The following is a 17521-nucleotide window of genomic DNA, read 5'->3' as shown; positions in this document are numbered from 1 at the left end:
CGGGGACCGGGGTCGAGGTCAGCCCGCGAGCAGCTTCTTGACGACGACGGCGACGCGGCCGCCCTCGGCCAGACCGGCCACCTTAGGGTTCACGATCTTCATGACGGCGCCCATCGCCCGCGGCCCCTCGGCGCCGGCCGCCTTCGCCTCCTGGACGGCCTGGGCGACGATGTCGTCCAGCTCTTCGTCGCTGAGCTGCTTGGGCAGGTACGTGGCGAGGAGCTCGCCCTCGGCCTTCTCGCGCTCGGCGCTCTCGGCGCGACCACCCTGCGCGAAGGCATCGGCCGCCTCGCGGCGCTTCTTCGCCTCCTTGGTGATCACCTTGAGGACCTCGTCGTCGGAGAGCTCGCGCTTCGTCTTGCCCGCGACCTCCTCCTTGGTGATCGCGGTGAGCGTCAGCCGGAGCGTCGAGGAGCGGAGCTCGTCGCGCTCCCTGATCGCAGCGTTGAGGTCTTCCTGCAGCTTCGACTTGAGCGTGGTCATGGGTTTGATTGTCGCAGGTGTGGGCGGCCGGACGCCCGTTCATTTAAAGGGCGGCAGGGGGACGGCACTTGAGGGGGCGGTGGCGGGAGGAGATGTCGGCGGCGTCTGACACGATGGGCGTATGCGCGCGCGATACGGAGTACCTCTGTCCCTTGCGGCGGCCGGCGCCGCCGGTCTGGTGTACGCGGCGGGTTTCGAGGCCCGCTCCTTCCGGCTGCGGCGGGTGACGGTCCCCGTCCTCCCCGCCGGGATGCAGCCCCTGCGCGTGTTGCAGGTCTCCGACATCCACATGGTCGGCGACCAGCGCAAGAAGCAGCGCTGGCTGCGCTCGCTGGCCGGACTGCGCCCCGACTTCGTGATCAACACCGGCGACAACCTGTCCGACCCGGAGGGCGTGCCCGAGGTCCTGGACGCCCTCGGCCCGCTGCTGGAGTTCCCGGGCGCGTACGTCTTCGGCTCGAACGACTACTACGGCCCGAAGCTGCGCAATCCCGCGCGCTACCTCTTCGAGAAGGCCCAGGGCCGCCACGGCCTCAACGGCAACGCGCCCGCGGTGGACGTGGTCCACAACCCGTGGGAGGACCTGCGCGACGGCTTCGACGCGGCGGGCTGGCTGAACCTGACCAACACCCGGGGCGTGCTGAAGGTCGAGGGCGTGTCCGTCGAGCTGACGGGCCTGGACGACCCCCACATCAAGCGCGACCGCTACGCGCAGGTGGCCGGCGGCCCGTCGACGTCGTCCGACTTCTCGATGGGCGTCGTGCACGCGCCCTACCTGCGTGTCCTGGACTCGTTCACGGCCGACGACTACCCCTTGATCCTGGCCGGCCACACCCACGGCGGCCAGCTCTGCATCCCCTTCTACGGCGCCCTGGTCACCAACTGCGACCTGGACACGGACCGCGTGAAGGGCCTGTCGACGCACACGGCTGAGGGCCGTACGTCCTACCTGCACGTATCAGCAGGCTGCGGCACGAACCGCTACACCCCGGTGCGGTTCGCCTGCCCACCGGAGGTGACGTTGTTGACGTTGGTGGGACGGGAGTAGCGAGCAGGGAGTAAGGAGCGAGGGAAAAGGGAGTAAGGAGCGGGGGAAAGAGCAGCGCGGGAAGAGGAGCGGAAAGAAAGGGGAGCGGCGGGAGAGGAGAGGCGGGAGAGAAGAGGCGCATTCGGGCCATCCCCCGAACGGCCCACCCACCTCGCCCCCTTTGTCGCACTTGCCTAGCTTGAAGGCATGACCGCGCCGATACCCAGGGACATCCCGGACCTGCCCGCGATTCCGCGGACCCATGCGCTCCTGCTCTCCTCCGTCCCCGCCTCGGCGGTGGTGGCCCCCGCACGCCGCCGCCTCGCCGCCGCGCTCCGCCTGCTACTGGCCGGGACGGCGGCATCGGGCGTGACGCTCGCCTTCCTGCTCGGCAGCCCGCTCCGGGTCCTGAGCCACTTCGCGATCCAGGCCAACATCCTGCTGGCCCTGGTCACACTGCTGTCCGCGCGCCGCGCGTGGACGGCCCGCCGCCCCCTCCCCGCCGCCCTGACCGGTGCCGCACTGCTCTACGCCATGATCACCGGCCTGGTGTACCACCTGCTCCTGGCGGACGCGGCCACCCCGTTCTCGGTGACCGGCACGACGACCGCCCCCACGGGCTGGCACCTGGTCGCCACGCATCTCCTCCAGACCGTGACACCGGTGGCCGCCGTCCTGGACTGGCTGCTGCTGACCGCCCCGGGCTGTATGCGCCTGCGCCGGGCCGCGACGTGGATGCTCTACCCCGTGGTCTACCTGGCGTTCTCGTTCACCCGCGCCTGGCTGATCCACCCCGGCGCACCGGGCCGCTACCTCTACCCCTTCCTCGACGCCGAGGCCCACGGCTACAAGCACGCCCTCGCCAACGCGCTCCTCCTCGGCCTCTCCTTCTACGCCCTCGCGGTACTCCTCGTGGCCCTCGACCACGTCCGCCCCAACCTGATCAGTCACCGTGCCAAAACCGGATTTCGTCTCCAGCCACCGGTGGGCTAAAGTAAACGACGTCGCCGCGACAAGCACCACAAGCAGCGACATCGGGGTGTAGCGCAGCTTGGCAGCGCGCTTCGTTCGGGACGAAGAGGTCGTGGGTTCAAATCCCGCCACCCCGACAGTGAAACACCAGGTCAGGCCCGGTGCTGAGAAATCAGCACCGGGCCTGCCTCGTTCTCCAGAAGCCCTCTGGAGAAATCCTGGAGAAGATCTTGGAATCTGTCTCCGGATCAGCGCGCTGCTAGCGAGCTTTAAGCAGCGCATCCAGAGCGGTCACGGGCGAGCCGAGACTCATGGTCCGGCGCGCGTCCAGTGCTTCCTCCCACATCCCGGTGAGTGCGGTCATGAGCGCCTGCCGCATGCCTGGCGTGATGTGGTCATAGCGCGACTGGACGGAGCCGTCCTCGTGACCCATGCGCTCGTCCATGAGCTTTGGCGGGGTCCCCACTTCCCTCATCAGGGTCTTGTGAGTGTGGCGCAAGCCGTGCGGAGTGAGCCCCGGGGCGATCGGCACCCAGCACGTCTCAGCCCGCTTGGAGGCTCCTCGCCCGCGTGCCGGGATGCCAGGCCACGGCTCAGCAACCACAGGCACTGGCCGCTCTTCCTGACTGCCTCGCCCGGGATACCGCCCTGTCGCGGCCGGTCGAAAGAGCCACGTGGCAAAACCGGAGCGCCGCCAGTGAGCAGCCAACTCCCCCGATGCTGCGTTGCGGATGTACCCGAGATCACTGATGGCTTCCAGCACCTTCAGACGAGTTGGCTCCGACACAGCGTCCGGGCGGTTGAGGACGTTGGAGACGGTGCCGGTCGATACGCCAGAGCGGCGCGCCACATCGACTAGCTTCGCCCCGGGGCGACTTACGGACCCGTTGGCGGTGCCATGGCCGCGGAAGACATAGGCCAGTCCGTGGCACTCGCAAGGCCTCGGTCTCGTCCGGGCGATGTGACTGGCCAGCAGTGAGGCAAGGAAGTCCGGCATGTCGATGTCGCGGTAGGAGTCGTCCTTGGGCGGGCAGCGGTGCAGTTCACCCGTGTCCAGTTCATAGAGCTGCCACTCCACGCGGATGCTCTTCGGTCGGACAAACTCGGGCTCAAGGCCAACGATCTCGCCCCAGCGCATGCCGGTGTAGCCCTTGACGATGCCGGCAACAAACTCGTCGTCGCGGCCGGACAGCAGCGCCATTCTCTCGGCGAGCAGCAGCGTACCAAGTGCGGTCGTGACCGCCTTCTCCGGGCCACGGTTACGTGAGCGGCCGGCACGCTTCCCCCGTCCGCGGCGCTTGGTTGCCGGATTGGAGTCGCGCAGGCCCTCGTCAACAGCGTCGGCAAGGATCAGGTGCAGTGTCGCCCGCCACGTCTTGACGCTGGATGCCGCGTAGGGCACCGCGCGTTCGTGCTTCTCCCAAGCTGCAATGTCGGTGCTCAGGATGTCGGCAACGGCGGCATCCTCGAATGCGGGGAGCAAGTGCTCTTCGATGTGCCGCCGGTAGTTCTGCATGGTGGATGCCGCCAAGTCCTGCGCGGCATACCACCCGTTGACGTAGGCACCGAAGGTGATCCGCTCACGAGGCGCCTTCTTCGTTCCGGCCAACAGCTTCGCTTCTTCGGCGTCAGCTGCCTTCTTTGCCGCGGCCTTGGTCCGGAAGCGGATGGCATCGCCATCGGCGTCGCGGACAGTGGCGTACTTGCCGGGCGCGACCTTGTACCGGCCGCGCCAGTAGCTGCCGAGGTTCTCGGCATAACCCACCTTGTTCTCCTATGAACGGGTGTGCCGCCCGGCTGAAGAGCCGGGCGGCACGCAGAATCAGGCTGCGCTGGAGTGCGGTTGGCCGCCTTGCGCCCTGCGCGGCGTCCTTGCCTTCAGGGAGGTGACGGACGCCGCCGTTGTGGTCGCCCTGTGCCGTGGTGCTTGTTTGGCTGGTACAGGAGCGACATGGCTTTCGGCGGGGCGGCTCTCGAAGATGCGCATAATCTCGGCGAAGTGCTCGGCTGTGAACCGGTAGCTCCCTGCGGGCTTGGTGAAGGGGATGCGTCCCCTGCGGGCTTGTTCCTTCACCCACCACTCCGAGCAGTGGAGAGCCTTGGCAATGTCGCTAGGAAGGTAGACAGGGGGAAGTGCCGGGGGTTCCAGTCGCGGAGCGCTCATGTGGCGGTGACTCCTCACGAGGAAGCGGGATTCGGTGACAGAATTGACAGAACCTCGCCCGCAAGCCGCTGACCTGCGATTTTAGTGCGTTTTGGATCTTTGACAGAACTGAATTAATTGCTGACAGAACCTCGCCGGGGGAGGTTCTGTCACAGGACTCCCGGCGGCGCTGCCGGGGGTTCTGTCGAGTTTTAATTCAGTTCTGTCAAAATCGCGATCATGGTCGTTCGTGCAGGTCAACGGCTTGTGCGGGGGGTTGTGTCAGTTCTGTCAGCGGTCTGGGGGTTCTGTCAGGCTCCGCGTGCGATGCGCGGGTGGGTCTCGTAGCGAGGCGAGGGCGGCCGGCCGCCGCGACCGGTGCGCGGGGGCGGGGGCTGCTGGCGGATCCAGCCGTGTTCCTCGAGCAGGGCCAGGGCGGGGTCCAGGTCGCCGATGGCGGGGAACTCTGCCCGGCGCAGCATCCGGAACAGCTCGCGCTTGGTGAACTGCGCGGGGTTGCTGGAGACGAGCTGGGCAAGGACGGTCACCGCGGATTCGTGGGCGGGGTCGGCGCTCATGACGCTGAACACGTCCAGGGCGTGTGCGGTGAAGTAGTCGCCCAGTTCGGTCGCGGCGGCCATGGTGGACGCTTCGATGGGCTTGTGCCACCCGTCCTCGGGGTGAGCGGCGAGGTGCAGGAGTCCGGCGATGCGGGCCACGGCGCCGTCCCGTTTGGATGCCCATTTCACGATCGGTGCGAAACTCCCGTCCGGACCCAGTCGCGACTCGGTGACCTTCTGGAAGGCCAGGAGCACCGCGTCGGCTTCGGGGGTGAGTTGGATGAGAGCGGGGTCGGTCCAGTCCGCCAGGGCGAGTGTCAGACCTGCCAGGTGTTTGGCGTAGGTGGCGGCCACCTGCTCGTCCAGCAGGGCGGGGGTCAGGCTGCGGGAGCCGACCAGGGACAGGGGCTTGGAGTAGAGGAAGCGGGCGAGGAGCCCGCGCCCGTCTGCTCCGTCGATGCGGCTGAGCGCGTCCAGGACTTCCGGCTGCACCGCGAGGCCGATCGTGACCGCTGGCGAGTCGACGTGCTGGGCACTGCGGCCCTGCCGGTTGACCCGGAGCATGTCTCCCGCGTGGCCCTTGAGGAACATGCCCATGTTGGGCTTGCCCGTGTAGCGGCCGGCGATGATGTCGAACAGCTCCCCTTCGGCGCTCAGGCAGGAGATGCGCCCGCCCTGCTCGTCCAGCAGGGTCCCGACGTTCTCCGGCGTCACGTCGTCCGCGACGAGTTGCGGTTCGGCGGGAACCCTCATCTTGTCGGCATCCTGAGCCAGTTGGACGGCTTCGGCGGTCAGGGTGTCGCGGTGTTCGGGCTCTGCGTTGGCCGCCTTGCCGGCGGCCTTCTCGGCCGCGGACTTGGCTAGCCTCGCCAGGGTCTCCGCCTCCGCCCTTACGGGTCCGGAGAGTTCGATCAGGGCCTTCTCCGCGTCGAGCAGCGGCTTGACCATGAGGTCGAAGACGGCGGACTTGCGGTTGCCGGGGGGCAGGGCGATGGCGGTGTAGATGTTCACGGGCTCGCGCCAGTGACCGCGTACGCACACCTTGACCCGCCCGCCGGCGGCGGTGGCGAGAACCGCCAGGGCCAGGCATCCAGCAAGGTCCGCCGGGGTCTGGGTCTCCTCGGCAACACCGCGCACCATGCCGCCCAACCAGTCGGGGAGGACGTCCACGGGGAAGGTCGGGAGCGGCGGGCGGGCACGGAGGGGGACGGGTTCGTCCCAGGCGGGGCCGGTGATCTGCTCGGGTTCGATGTGCTCGAACCCTTCCCACAGATCCGCGCCTGCGTCGTTGGTGGTCATGCGGCGGCCCTGCCTTCCGAAGCGGGGTTCAACAGCGGGCATGAGGTGCGGTGTTCGCCGTGAGCGGCGATCAGTTGTAGGACGGCGGCGCGGCCGATGGCCTGCCGCTCGTAACCGCAGGTGCACCAGGAGCGGGCGGAGGGGGTGACGCTCCAGGACGGCGGTGCGGTGATGTGGAGCCAAGCCACGGGGCGGCGCCCGTCGTCCCTGCGCGGGTCAGGGCAAACAGCAATAGGCACGCCTTCGGCGACACCCTTCGGCTCGCCCACAGCCGGCGTGTCCACAGGCTGTGGAGCGGCGTTCGGCCCGTCCGGGGTGGTGGTGATGCTCTTCAGAGGGGGATGCCGGCGGGCACTCATGCCGTCGCCCGGCAACGCTGGTTGTGGGCTACGGACCAGTCCAGAGCGCTGCGCAGAGTCGAGCGGCACTCGGACGCGGACAGTCCGGCCGCCTCCCCCGCCCCCTGAAGAGCCTGCTCAACCGTGTGCCGGGGGAGGTCGCCCCACGCGACGAACCGCCCAAGTGCTCGCGCCGCACGGAACAACACTGCTTCCCGCGAACCCGGTTGAGCCGTGGCGACGTTCCGCACCTCGGCGGTGAGCGCTACATCCGTATATCTGCTTGATTGCCCCGGTAAGGCCACTGAGGGGGTCTGAGGCGTCCTGGGGGCGGGTTGCAGGATGCTTTGGAGCCATGCGGGCAGTAAGACCGCTACAGGGCCGCACAGCGCTTCGTAGGGTCCGGCGGGGGTGTGGGATCCGGCGGCGACGACGTATCCGCCCCATGCCCGGGTGTCGACCAACTCGCCCACAGTGCCGGCCGTGTTGGCGAGGTGGGCCCCGGTCGGGGCGGTGAAGTACAGGTGGGTTCCGCCGCTCGCGGTCCGGATGCGGTAGGTGGTGGGGACGGCGTGGCCGGCGCGCTCGCAGAGCGCCCCGAAGGTTGCCGCGCCGTCAGGCGCGTCCGAACTGCCTTTGTCCTTGGGCACGTCCAGGTCGACGACCAGCAGCCCGGAAGGGCCGGTGGCGATGCCGACGTTGAACGGGCCGTGGGACCAGGTGGCGCGGATGCGGTCTGGGTCTGTGGTGGCGCGCTCCTCCCACTTGCGGTGCCTGCTCGAGCAGGGGCCGGTGCCGGGGCAGGACTGCTCGCCGTGCAGGGCGGGCCGCTTGGTGCCGGGGCGCAGGGGGAAGACGTGCCATCCGCGTTCGGCGGCGTCCAGCGCTGCGCGGAGCAGCGCGGAACGGGCGTCATGGGTCATGCTGGTTGTCTCCAGTCCTGTGAAGGGTGCTGGTGGGCAAGGGCGACCCCGTGTTCTTGGCGGAATTGGGGGGTCGCCCTTGGCGTAGCTAGTTGTTCCTGGCCCAGTAGAGGTACTGCCGGCGGACGTAGGCGCGCGGGTCGCAGGTCACGGCCGGCTGATCCAGGTCGAGCAGGTACAGGGCCGCCGCGACGGCGGTTTCGGTGGTCTCACCGGGGTTGTCGGGTTCGCCGAGCAGGGTGATGCGGTCGAGCAGGGCCGCCTTGCGCAGGTAGAACTCCCGGTCCAGTGCGGTGAAGCACTCCCGGGCGGCGAGGGTGCGGACCGTCCAGCCGATTTCGTCGAAGATGCTGGGGGCGTCCGCGTACGCCTGCTCCGGAGTCGGGAACGGCGCGTGAGTGGTGTGGGGCTGGTTCATGGGTGGTGGTCTCCTGTCAGCGCTTGGAGCCGAAGAGCTTGAGGCTGATCCCGCCCACGCTGATCGGGCCGGTGGCGGCGGCGATCTGCACGGCGGTGTGGACGGCGAAGTCGAGCAAGGCGAGCAGGGCGGCGACGGTGGCGAAGACTCCGACCGCGCCGGCCGTGGCGACGGCGAGCGGGTAGAGGTAGTGGCTCAGCGGGCGGCCGGCGTGATCGGTGGTGTGGACGACGATCACGACGGGCTGGCCGGTGGCCTGGGCACGGCGGTAGGCGTCGGCGGGGATGTGCGGGGCGAGGTTCCCGAGCGGGTCTAAGCGGGTCACGACTCCTCCTACGAGGGCATGCGGCGGGTACGAGCAGGACGTATGCGGAATCCACCGGTTCGGCAGTTCAGGGAGGCTGAGACACCCCCTGTCAGATGGGCTGTGGAGGGGGTTTCAGGGGTCTGACCTGGGGTGCCTCCCTGCCTCCCTGATGGATCATCAGTGCAGGTCAGGGCCAGGGATCCGGGTCAGGGAGGGGTTCAGGGAGTTCTCCCTGCCTCCCTGGCCCGGGAGGGGGTCGCTTCCCTTCATCCGTCGGCGGAAGCGGAACCCTCGGTGTCGCGGTTGGTGAGGGCGCGGTGGACGCGGTCGCGGCCGACGACCATGCGGCCGTCAGACTTGTAGGGCTCCGCGCCGGCGTCCTCGAGGACGCGCTTGAGGTCGCCGGGCGTCCACGCGCCGTAGGCGTCCGCGTTGAGGGTGGACAGTCGCTTGAGGACGTCGGCGGTCAGGACGCGAGCAGCGTCACCGATCACGGTGGCGATGTCGGCGAGCGGGTCGCGCTGTTCGCCGCGGTCGATGGCGTGCAGGGTGGTGACTCCGTCGCGCAGGGCCCGGGCGCGGTCGGTGATGGCCTTGGCTGCGTCGTCGTCGATGTAGTGCGTGCGCACCGTGATGGACGCCTGCCCGGCCGGGATGGCGATGCCGGAGGATGCGAGGACCAGGGTTCCCTGATCCAGGCCGGGGCGCAGCAGGTTGGGGGCGGCGCCGCCGTCGACGGCCTTGTCTCCGAGTGCCATGCGGGCCTGGGACTCGGTGCCCAGGGCGAGCGAGGCGCGGGTGTGGGCGCCCTCGCGGACAAGCTTGGGGAGGTTCTGGTCGGTGGGGTCCTGGGTGCCCTGCCACATCAGGACGTTGACCGCACGCCCCTGGTTGTGGATCTTGCGGACGGCCATGAAGTACCGGGAGTTGGATTTCGAGCCGCCGTAGGGCCGCCGCTCTTCGTCCTTGGCCGGGCACATGAACGCCATCTGTGCTTCGTCGACGATCACGATCAGGGCGGGGAACTGAGTGCCGGGCGGTGCCTGGATGCGGCGGTTCATCTCCTCGACCGCGTCCTCGACCATCTCGGTCACCTCGATCACGTGCTCGTCGGTCGGCCCCTGGATGAGGCGGGCGGCGAGGCCGTCGAACATGTTCCAGTCGCCGACGCCCTTGAGGTCGCCCACCCAGAACTCCACCGACCGGTCCAGCGCGAGCCACAAGGCCAGCGAGCGCAGGGCGACGGTCTTGCCCTGGTTGGACAGGCCCGTGATCAGCAGGTGCCGCTGGTAGAGGCTGAGCGCGGCGGTATCGCCGCGCAGGTCCTGACCCCACGGGGCGCGGCCCTTGGCGTAGTCGGCGGTCATGGTCTCGTCGGTGACCAGCGGGGACGGCCCGATCGGCTCGTCCAGCGCGCCGGAGTCGGCGACCCACAGCCGCACCGTCCGCGCCGCCTGCGGGATCGTGATGAACACCTCGTGCTCATGCCGGGACAGGTTCTCCGCGAGCTTGCGCCGACGGTTCTGCACCTCGATCGTCGACACCCCGGACGGAAGCGTGACGTCGACCTCCACCCCGCATCCGGCGATCCGGATCGGCCCCAGCATCGACGCGCCGGCGTCGCCCATCTCCTTGATGGCGTTGCGCAGCGCGGGCACTCCGAGGTCGCGCAGGGCCTTGACCACGATCGAGGGGGTGATCGGCTCGCCTTCACCGTTGCGGACAGTCGCGGGAAGCGCCCACTGGGGTGCGGCCTGCTGCTTGCTGCCGACCGCCCACAGCGCGAGCAGGGCCAGGAACGGGCCCAAGGTCACGGCCGGACCCCACACCACCGAGACGATGGTGATGATCAGGTTGATGAACTCCACGGCCGCCATGAGCGGGGTGACGACGTCGGACAGGTCCTTGGTGGCGATGGCCATGACGATGCCGAGGGCGACCAGACCGCCTATGCCCATGCCCGTGCCGACCAGCGCGCTCTTACCCGCGTCCAGGGGCGAGTGGAGCAGGTCCATGCGGCGGCGGTGCCGGGCGTCGCGGTAGCGCTGCCCGCGCTCCTCCCACTCAGCCGCGAGTTCCATGTTCCCCGCGGCTTCCGCCGTGCGCATGTACCGCTCGTACCGGGCGGCCGTGCGGCCGTCCCACGCGCGGCGGCCCACGATCCGCGCCCCACCCACCACGTACAGGCTGTGCCGGGCGAACGCCCGGGCGGCGGTCTTGGTGGTCTCGTGCGTGACGGCGTGCTTGACGGCGCGGCCGGACCGCACCCACAGCGGTGCCGGCGCCGGGTCGGGGACCACGGTCAGCGTGGTCACGACCGGGATATCGGTGCTCTTGTGCAGGCGAATGACGTTGTCACCCATGGCGGGAAGGCTCCTGACTGCGGGGAACGGGGCGGGAGACGGAGAGGGGGACGGGCGGCGTGTTCACCACCACCTCGACGGCTTCTTGGGCACGAGGTAGGGGTGGCCGTTGACCATGTGGTCGACGCACTGCGGGCAGTCCTCGCGGGGCTTCAGGTGCCGGTGTGCGCGGCGGTCGTGGGCGTGCTGCCAGCACTGCGGGCACTGACCCGGCGGCGTCTGCGCGGCGGCCATGCTCACCACCACCCGGAGGACTTCTTCGCGGCCTTGGCCTTGGCGTGCTCGTTCACGACGCGCTGCCGCTCGGTCGTGAGTGCGGCGATCTCCGCGATCAGCCGGGTCTCCGCCGAGCTCCAGGCGGTTTCCAGCTTGCGTTCCGCGCGGGTCGGGGTCTCGCCCCGCAGGACGCGGTAGGAGCCGCCGGCGAGTCCGGACAGGACGGCGCGCCGTTCGCGGCTGTCCAGCGGCCACATCTCACGGTTGCGGACCGCTTCGAGCTTGCGGGTGGTCTGCTGAATCGCCTTGTCCAGCGGGCGGGTGTCGGGCTTGCCCATCAGGCACTCCTCGAGGAGTCGGAGGGTTCGGGGTAGGCGCAGGGCACACAGGTGCCGAGGGACGGCGGGATGACGTACCCGGCGTCGCGCCGGCAGCGCGGGCAGGTGCGGCGAGCGGCGTTGGCCTTGGCCAGAGCCGCCCACCGGGCCGGCGTCATGGGCCGTACGGGCTTGGCGAGGTCGACGCGGTAGAGGTAGGCGACCAGCGGGCCGCGACGCCGGCGCGGCCGTTCGAGCTGGGCTGCCACGCCCTGACCGCCGGGGCGCAGGTCACGTGCTCGGAGTTGGCGGCGGGTGGCGTAGCCGTCCGGGGCCAGATGCCACCGGAACACCGGCAGCGTGGCCATCAGGCGACGCGCTTCCAGGCCTGCCGCAACCTGACCTCAGAGGCCGAGTGGCCGGCCGCCCGGAACCGCACGGCCATCTCCCGGTACGACAGCGCCGGCGTCTGACTGTGACGGATCTCGTCGACCAGCGCGTCAAGCTGAGCGTCCGTGAGCGCGGGGCCGGCTTCCAGGGCCGGAACGGGCTCGGTGGGGCCCCACACGGGCAGGTCCCATGCGGGTGTGACGTCGGGTGTGACGCGGGCCGTCACGCTGGTCAGCGCCCTGCCCGTACCTGCACCCTGACGCGCCGACTCCAGCGTCGACCACGCCCCCGCGAGGGTCGCGGCGGTCTTGGCCTGCACGCGGGCGACGCGCGCCCCAGCCTGAGTCACGGCCGTCAACCGCGTCTCCTCCGTGCCCGCCTCAGCCCGCAGCCGGGCACGCGCCACGGCCGCCTCGTCCCGGGCTTCCTGCTGGATGCCCCGGATCGCTCCAAGGGCGGACGGGGTGAGCGCGGTGCGCTCCCACAGCCCATGCACCAGCCACAGCGCTTTCGCCGCGACCGGAAGCCAGGCGACGGCCAGCCAGGCCCCGGACGACTCTTCGGCGAGCAGGGCGTGGGCGACCAGGACGCCGGTCGCGATGAGGCCGAATCCCCAGCCGACGGCGGTGACGCCGTTGCTGTGGTCGCCCTGCGCGGCCAGCCTGCGTTCGTAGGCGAGGGTGGCCAGCCATCCCCCGTCGATGCCGAGACCGACGACCAGCGCGACGATCCACGGCATCGCCGTGCCCAGCCACATCACCACCACGGCCAGGGTGAGAACCATCGACACGGCCGTCATGGCGACGGCCGGCAGTGCGGTCTTGGCCTTCACGCCGCACCACCCGGCGCGGTCGCGGCGGCGGTGCGGTTGGTCAGGTCCCGGCGAGCGGCCAGGACCCGGTTACGGGCCCGGCGGATCCGGCGGGTGTCGACCTCGTTCTCGGGGTGGTCCAAGGCCGTGATCTGCGCGTCCAAGAGGTCGACCTCCGCCAGGATCAGCGGGGACTCCAGCTCGATCGCGTCCAGCTCCGCATCCGTCGGCTCCATGAAGGCGGCGAACGCGGTAACAGCCTCCTGAACAGTGACGATGTGTTCCATTGGGTCGTGTTCTCCCTGGTAGGTGGAACGGCCCGAACGCGGCTCCCGGGTTGCCCCCCGGGAGCCGCTCGCCGTTGTTGTTGGCCTGCTCGGCCGAGCAGCCACGGCCCTTGACGCCTCCATAGAGAGGCGTCAAGGACCGTGAGCACTCGGGCTCACTTCGCGACCCATCGACCGCCCGTGTGCAGGCGGCTGGGTCGGCACTCTGTTGAGTTCTCAATCAATGCGCGCTCACTTCGTACTCACCCCCTGTGGTGCGGGGGCTTTCCTCCGGGCGCTGTTTGTGCAGGTCAAGCAGCCACGACTCACCTTCCCCGGTTTGCTTAGGGGGGGTTACCGTCTCGCTTGATAGGTACGGTAGGCAAACTCGAGGCTGCGCGCAACCCCCTCTCGCGATAGAGTCCACTAGCCCCCCTAGGCAACGATTGGAGAGACGTGCAAGACGACATGGAACGGGTCTCCGGGATCACGGACCCCGTTGACCGCGCGAAGGCTGCAATCGACCTCATGGCGCGGTATCAGAGCCACGTGAACGAGCTGTCGCGAGTTCGCCGGGAGGCGATCGAAGAGGCTCAGGCATCCGGGATGACGCAAGCCGAGATTGCGAAGCGACTCGGGGTCAGTCGGGGGCGCGTGGGTCAGCTCGCCTCTGCCGGACCGCCGCCAGAGCGCGCCTTCTTCGGCACGGACCTGGTCACGGTGTCGCTTGGGGGAAAGTACGAAGCGGGCAAGGGGCCCAACCAGAACCCGAGTGAGGTAGTCACCAGGGAAGACCTCAACAACTTCGAGCACGTGCGCAAGCTGCTCGGCGGCATGAAGTTGGAGACTCAGTACGAGGTGATCCCACCGACCGGGATCGTCAACCTCAACCGGGACAACCACGTCGTCATCTGTGGCCCCCGACTGTCCCCGATCGTGGCTCAGGTACTCGAGGGTGACGACAACCTTCGGTTTGCCAAGGATCACGCGTGGCACCTGGTTGACCAGGTGGCAGGCAAGGAGTTCCGGTCACCGCAGGATGAGGAAGGTTCGGCCGGCGACGTCGGATACCTGGGACGACTCCCCCGACTGGACGGGAAGGGGACGTTCCTCTACATCGCCGGTATCCACTCCATCGGAGCGAACGGGGTCGTTCACTTCCTGGAAAACAACCTGGCAGAGCTCTACAAAGAGGTGCGTACGCGCCGCTTCTCCACCCTGATTTCGTGCCGTTACGACCCGAAGACGCTCGAAGTGCTGGAGAGTCGACGCGTCACCCCGCTGTACCGACACGAAAGCTGAGAGCATGCGCGTCGCGATCGACACCCAACCCGGTGGGGCGGCTCCCAATGAGGATTGGGTGGCAGGCACGCCGGCTCTCGCCGTGGTGCTGGACGGACTAAGCACGGCGGGCCTGGACACCGGATGTCGACACGGTGTGCCTTGGTACGTGAGGAACCTCGGCAGTCAGCTTGTCGCCGCGCTCGCGGACTCGGACACCTCACTCACGGCCGGTCTGGCGCACGCCCTCGAAGGGGTGGCGGCTCTTCACCCTGAATGCGACCTCGGCAACCCCGGAACGCCCTCGGCAACGGTTGCGATCTTGCGGCAGCGAGAGGAGTACCTAGACCACCTGGTCTTGGCGGACTCCCCCATCGTGCTTGATGGCCATCAGGGCTTTTCCGTGATCACTGACCTGCGGGTGGATCGGATCCTTCCCGAGCTGAAGGCCGAAGTCGCCCGGCACGAGACCCATACGCCAGGACACAAGGAGGCCCTACGGAACCTGGTGTTCGCGCAGAGGAAGACTCGCAATACGGCGACCGGATATTGGGTCGCGGCCGCCAGCCCGGAAGCCGCGGAACATGCGCTGACCGGCAGCGTCCTCGCCGAAGACGTACGCGCCGCCGCGCTGCTCTCAGACGGTGCGGCATGCCTCGTGACGGACTACGGCATGTCGTCCTGGCCCGAAGTCTTCGCGATGCTTCGGGCCGGGGGACCTCGCGAGTTGATCGACACCGTTCGCAAGGTGGAGGCCACGGATCCCAGAGGGCAACGGTGGCCGCGCTACAAGTCCGGCGACGATGCCGCCGTAGCGTTCTGTCAGTGGTGACAGTGGCTGGTCAGTGCGCCGATCGCCCGTCTCACTCCGTCTCAGTTTCCGTCTCATTCACCCCCGTCCGGAGCCGTCCAAAGCGGTTCACGCTCCGGGCGGCCGGACGGAAATGAACGAGGTTAAACGGGTGCGGATCATGCTCTGACCAGCACGAACAGACCTCGAAAGCGAGTGCGCCCGTTCTGCCGCTGGCAGAGCGGGCGCTGCATCAAGGTAAGAACTTCCTTACCTTGCTCGCTCCGCTCACCACGCGCGACCCAACCCCCGGCCGGGCCTGCGCTCCTACCCCGTTCCAGTGTTCAGTAGAAAGAGGCCAGGGCCACGCACGCTGGAGGAACCGCTCGGTGAGGCGTCCCGGAGGCCCTGGGAAAAGCTCTAGGGAAAGGGCCAATCTATGTCTGACCAAATGAACGACGTCTTGGGGATGGTCGGTGCCACTCTCAACTGTGGTCGAGGCGGAGGGTCTTGGGTTTCCGGCGGTGACGGCGAGATGGCCTGAACAGGGGTTGCGGGACCACCCGATGCCCCGACAAGCCAAGCGAATGCCTTGCCTCGAAGATCCCAAAAAAAGCCGTTCCCGAAAGTTCCCACGTATCGCCCGCGCCAATCGGCGATGCGATTCTCATGTATGAAGGCAACCGCTTCACCTCGTGCGTTATAGATAACATCTTGGGTCATCCATGCGCGTACACGTCCATCGCGGTCGTTTATTGGATCCATGAGCGCGCCCATCTGTTCTGAGGTGCAACCGGATGCGCAGCGGGCCCCATCATGCCTGGCGAAGGCCGTCCAAACGGATATCTAGGGCCGCTTGAAATGTCGGATGGATTACAAACCCGACTGTCGCTTCGAGATTGCTGACTCTTTCAGCGAACTCGGGAAAGGTTCGCACGTAGCGAACGGTGCTTTGGCCACCAGTCATGCAGCCGATGAATCCGATATTGTATAGCAGGGATACCAGGGGGCCATACCAGTCAGACCAGGATCCGCTTGGGTTGTTCCACATTGCAGAGGTGAAGGAGGCGAGCCATTCGTTTCCCCGGAAAAATGGGTCGGCGGGCAGAAGAGCGACGTCCTCAACCCGTCGCGTGAACTCATCCTGCGACATTGGAACGACAGCACCGTTGAACATAGAAAAAACGCGATCGATGTCAGGATAGGACATCTTCCATTCGTCTCGCAGGGCCAGAAGGCGCTTGTACGAGTACGAGTCCTCCGCGTTCTTGATGTCCTCCCACGAAACCCTTTCATTTCCTGACGAGGCCGCGAACGTTTCGTTCACGAACGCGATAATGTCCCGAGGGCGCATCAGGGTTCGGGCGAGCATGTAATCGAAAGCGTCACCTCGCGTGGTATTTACCCGAGGAAGAGCATCGGCGATGGAGATGCTCTGTGCGCCTTGCTTAGCAGACGCTACGCGCATCCGGCTGCTGACTAGGTCGCGGAGCTCCGCAGGACCCCAGCGCATGTGAAAGGATAGCGAACGGAATTTCTCCTCCTGGCCACCAGTCCTGTGCCCGAAGTCCAAATTCTCGAAAATGTTCGTCCTGAGTGCGACGATTACCTTCAGATTACGAATTCGCTGCAAATCCAAGACTGCCCTGAAAAGGCAGCGGATGAGTGAATTCGCAATTTTCTCGTCCACCCAGTCTCGATCAAGGTCGTCAATTACAACGTAGGTGAAGTTTTGTCGACTGTCGAGGATGTCCTCATCGAGAACTTTAAGCATTTTATTAAGTCGTGCCATTTGGGTTTCGTTGACGATCCGCTGGAATCGATCAGTTAGCTCGCGCCGAGTCTCAGTGGAAAAGCTGTCGGCTGATCCACTGCCAATGGTTGCCGTCGCGGTCCCCGTGGCATTCGCAGAAAGTCCTAGGGATCCCTTAGCCTCCTTGTTGATTTTCTCCTCGAACTTTTCTGTGATCTCTCTTACTCGCTCGTCAGCTTCAACCCAGAAGCGATCCTGAAACTCCTCAAGGTAATCTAGCGCTTGGCGCTTCCCGGGGTCCCGCTTGATCTTCTCTCGCAGAGTGGAGAGGAAGTTTGCTTTTGCCGTAGGGGAATCCACCTTGTATCGGTGTCGAATTAGTTCAACAAGCAGCACGTGCTTCCATAGTGCGATGAACAAAGGATCGAGGCTAACCTCCAACTCGTCTAGGTAACGCATAACTCCAAGATTTGTGATGTAACTAAGCGATAGGTCTTCAGGTGCGACACGAACGACGTGATCGGGGTTTTCTTCCTGAAGTCGCTGTAGCAAGGCCGACTTTCCGCTCCCCGTGCGAGCGATCACGAAACAGCGCGGGTCCTCCTTCGAGGAAACAGTCCGGTAGTCGTCGGATTCGTAGAACGCTTCCATGAGGAGAGGGTCTGCCTCTGCCTGCTCTCCACCGATGCTGAAGTTCGATCCACGACCACCGCTAGACCGCATCCGGCCTCCCCAAAAAGGTGTGACGAAGCGCTCATGCTACTGCCGTCTGCGTGCACCGTCAGGAGTTCGGATCAGTCAACTTTGCTTGTTGTTGAACGAGTTGACATGGTCGCTCTCACCGCTTGCGCTCAAGTTGATTGG

The 17521-nt window shown here is 67.1% G+C and carries 17 protein-coding genes and 1 tRNA gene; 5 read left to right on the top strand and 13 right to left on the bottom strand.

Features of this window, described 5'->3' with window-relative positions; all coding sequences use genetic code 11:
* Positions 1 to 18: 18 nt before the first annotated feature.
* Positions 19 to 483 (bottom strand): GatB/YqeY domain-containing protein, encoded by a 465-nt coding sequence (locus ABZ725_RS12220; protein WP_351910405.1) that lies wholly within the window; start codon positions 481 to 483, stop codon positions 19 to 21.
* 121 nt (positions 484 to 604) lie between these two features.
* Here ABZ725_RS12220 and ABZ725_RS12215 point away from each other — a divergent pair, with 121 nt between their 5' ends.
* From ABZ725_RS12215 to ABZ725_RS12205, 3 genes are all read left to right on the top strand, one after another.
* Positions 605 to 1531 carry a metallophosphoesterase gene (locus tag ABZ725_RS12215; protein WP_358802577.1) on the top strand — a complete coding sequence of 309 codons (927 nt, stop codon included), beginning with the start codon at positions 605 to 607 and terminating at the stop codon, positions 1529 to 1531.
* A gap of 186 nt (positions 1532 to 1717) precedes the next feature.
* Entirely contained in the window at positions 1718 to 2503 is a 786-nt protein-coding gene (locus ABZ725_RS12210) for a Pr6Pr family membrane protein (RefSeq protein ID WP_358802576.1), read from the top strand.
* A gap of 42 nt (positions 2504 to 2545) precedes the next feature.
* Positions 2546 to 2619, top strand: a tRNA-Pro gene (locus ABZ725_RS12205).
* 122 nt (positions 2620 to 2741) lie between these two features.
* Here the strand turns inward: ABZ725_RS12205 and ABZ725_RS12200 are convergent.
* From ABZ725_RS12200 to ABZ725_RS12150, 11 genes are all read right to left on the bottom strand, one after another.
* Positions 2742 to 4247 carry a LacI family DNA-binding transcriptional regulator gene (locus ABZ725_RS12200; protein ID WP_358802575.1) on the bottom strand — a complete coding sequence of 502 codons (1506 nt, stop codon included), beginning with the start codon at positions 4245 to 4247 and terminating at the stop codon, positions 2742 to 2744.
* A gap of 689 nt (positions 4248 to 4936) precedes the next feature.
* On the bottom strand, positions 4937 to 6484 hold the full coding sequence (locus tag ABZ725_RS12195; RefSeq protein WP_358802574.1) for a YfjI family protein: 1548 nt from the start codon (positions 6482 to 6484) through the stop codon (positions 4937 to 4939).
* A gap of 355 nt (positions 6485 to 6839) precedes the next feature.
* The gene (locus ABZ725_RS12190) at positions 6840 to 7745 is read right to left on the bottom strand and encodes a bifunctional DNA primase/polymerase (RefSeq protein WP_358802573.1); all 906 of its coding nucleotides are present in this window, start codon (positions 7743 to 7745) and stop codon (positions 6840 to 6842) included.
* Positions 7746 to 7833: 88 nt separating this feature from the next.
* Entirely contained in the window at positions 7834 to 8163 is a 330-nt protein-coding gene (locus ABZ725_RS12185) for a hypothetical protein (RefSeq protein ID WP_358802572.1), read from the bottom strand.
* Between the two features lie 16 nt (positions 8164 to 8179).
* Positions 8180 to 8488 (bottom strand): hypothetical protein, encoded by a 309-nt coding sequence (locus ABZ725_RS12180; RefSeq protein WP_358802571.1) that lies wholly within the window; start codon positions 8486 to 8488, stop codon positions 8180 to 8182.
* Between the two features lie 248 nt (positions 8489 to 8736).
* Positions 8737 to 10833: an ATP-binding protein gene (locus tag ABZ725_RS12175; protein ID WP_358802570.1), complete on the bottom strand. Its 2097-nt coding sequence runs from the start codon at positions 10831 to 10833 to the stop codon at positions 8737 to 8739.
* A 63-nt stretch (positions 10834 to 10896) separates the two neighbouring features.
* Positions 10897 to 11067, bottom strand: a complete 171-nt coding sequence (locus ABZ725_RS12170; RefSeq protein ID WP_358802569.1) for a pRL2-8 — start codon at positions 11065 to 11067, stop codon at positions 10897 to 10899.
* A 2-nt stretch (positions 11068 to 11069) separates the two neighbouring features.
* Positions 11070 to 11387 (bottom strand): hypothetical protein, encoded by a 318-nt coding sequence (locus ABZ725_RS12165; RefSeq protein WP_358802568.1) that lies wholly within the window; start codon positions 11385 to 11387, stop codon positions 11070 to 11072.
* Positions 11387 to 11734, bottom strand: a complete 348-nt coding sequence (locus ABZ725_RS12160; RefSeq protein ID WP_358802567.1) for an RRQRL motif-containing zinc-binding protein — start codon at positions 11732 to 11734, stop codon at positions 11387 to 11389. The genes ABZ725_RS12165 and ABZ725_RS12160 overlap by 1 nt, the downstream gene beginning before the upstream one ends.
* On the bottom strand, positions 11734 to 12588 hold the full coding sequence (locus ABZ725_RS12155) for a protein spdB (protein ID WP_358802566.1): 855 nt from the start codon (positions 12586 to 12588) through the stop codon (positions 11734 to 11736). The genes ABZ725_RS12160 and ABZ725_RS12155 overlap by 1 nt, the downstream gene beginning before the upstream one ends.
* Positions 12585 to 12854: a DUF6284 family protein gene (locus ABZ725_RS12150; RefSeq protein WP_358802565.1), complete on the bottom strand. Its 270-nt coding sequence runs from the start codon at positions 12852 to 12854 to the stop codon at positions 12585 to 12587. Before ABZ725_RS12150 ends, ABZ725_RS12155 begins: the two co-directional genes overlap by 4 nt.
* 435 nt (positions 12855 to 13289) lie before the next feature.
* Between ABZ725_RS12150 and ABZ725_RS12145 the strand changes: the two genes are divergently transcribed.
* The gene (locus ABZ725_RS12145; protein WP_358802564.1) at positions 13290 to 14135 is read left to right on the top strand and encodes a sigma-70 region 4 domain-containing protein; all 846 of its coding nucleotides are present in this window, start codon (positions 13290 to 13292) and stop codon (positions 14133 to 14135) included.
* Positions 14136 to 14139: 4 nt separating this feature from the next.
* Positions 14140 to 14946 (top strand): hypothetical protein, encoded by an 807-nt coding sequence (locus ABZ725_RS12140; protein ID WP_358802563.1) that lies wholly within the window; start codon positions 14140 to 14142, stop codon positions 14944 to 14946.
* Between the two features lie 772 nt (positions 14947 to 15718).
* Here ABZ725_RS12140 and ABZ725_RS12135 read toward each other — a convergent pair.
* Positions 15719 to 17308 carry a hypothetical protein gene (locus ABZ725_RS12135; protein WP_358802562.1) on the bottom strand — a complete coding sequence of 530 codons (1590 nt, stop codon included), beginning with the start codon at positions 17306 to 17308 and terminating at the stop codon, positions 15719 to 15721.
* Positions 17309 to 17521 lie beyond the last annotated feature (213 nt).

This window comes from Streptomyces sp. NPDC006872 (assembly GCF_040635845.1).
Taxonomy (GTDB): domain Bacteria; phylum Actinomycetota; class Actinomycetes; order Streptomycetales; family Streptomycetaceae; genus Streptomyces.
This window is presented reverse-complemented; position numbering and strand designations above follow the sequence as displayed.

Excerpts from the sequence above, each read along its gene's own strand:
- ABZ725_RS12160 (WP_358802567.1), bottom strand. The coding sequence starts at position 11,734 with ATGGCCACGCTGCCGGTGTTCCGGTGGCATCTGGCCCCGGACGGCTAC.
- ABZ725_RS12190 (WP_358802573.1), bottom strand. The coding sequence starts at position 7,745 with ATGACCCATGACGCCCGTTCCGCGCTGCTCCGCGCAGCGCTGGACGCC.
- ABZ725_RS12140 (WP_358802563.1), top strand. The coding sequence starts at position 14,140 with ATGCGCGTCGCGATCGACACCCAACCCGGTGGGGCGGCTCCCAATGAG.
- ABZ725_RS12210 (WP_358802576.1), top strand. The coding sequence starts at position 1,718 with ATGACCGCGCCGATACCCAGGGACATCCCGGACCTGCCCGCGATTCCG.
- ABZ725_RS12170 (WP_358802569.1), bottom strand. The coding sequence starts at position 11,067 with ATGGCCGCCGCGCAGACGCCGCCGGGTCAGTGCCCGCAGTGCTGGCAG.
- ABZ725_RS12195 (WP_358802574.1), bottom strand. The coding sequence starts at position 6,484 with ATGACCACCAACGACGCAGGCGCGGATCTGTGGGAAGGGTTCGAGCAC.
- ABZ725_RS12150 (WP_358802565.1), bottom strand. The coding sequence starts at position 12,854 with ATGGAACACATCGTCACTGTTCAGGAGGCTGTTACCGCGTTCGCCGCC.
- ABZ725_RS12165 (WP_358802568.1), bottom strand. The coding sequence starts at position 11,387 with ATGGGCAAGCCCGACACCCGCCCGCTGGACAAGGCGATTCAGCAGACC.
- ABZ725_RS12185 (WP_358802572.1), bottom strand. The coding sequence starts at position 8,163 with ATGAACCAGCCCCACACCACTCACGCGCCGTTCCCGACTCCGGAGCAG.
- ABZ725_RS12135 (WP_358802562.1), bottom strand. The coding sequence starts at position 17,308 with ATGGAAGCGTTCTACGAATCCGACGACTACCGGACTGTTTCCTCGAAG.
- ABZ725_RS12220 (WP_351910405.1), bottom strand. The coding sequence starts at position 483 with ATGACCACGCTCAAGTCGAAGCTGCAGGAAGACCTCAACGCTGCGATC.
- ABZ725_RS12215 (WP_358802577.1), top strand. The coding sequence starts at position 605 with ATGCGCGCGCGATACGGAGTACCTCTGTCCCTTGCGGCGGCCGGCGCC.
- ABZ725_RS12175 (WP_358802570.1), bottom strand. The coding sequence starts at position 10,833 with ATGGGTGACAACGTCATTCGCCTGCACAAGAGCACCGATATCCCGGTC.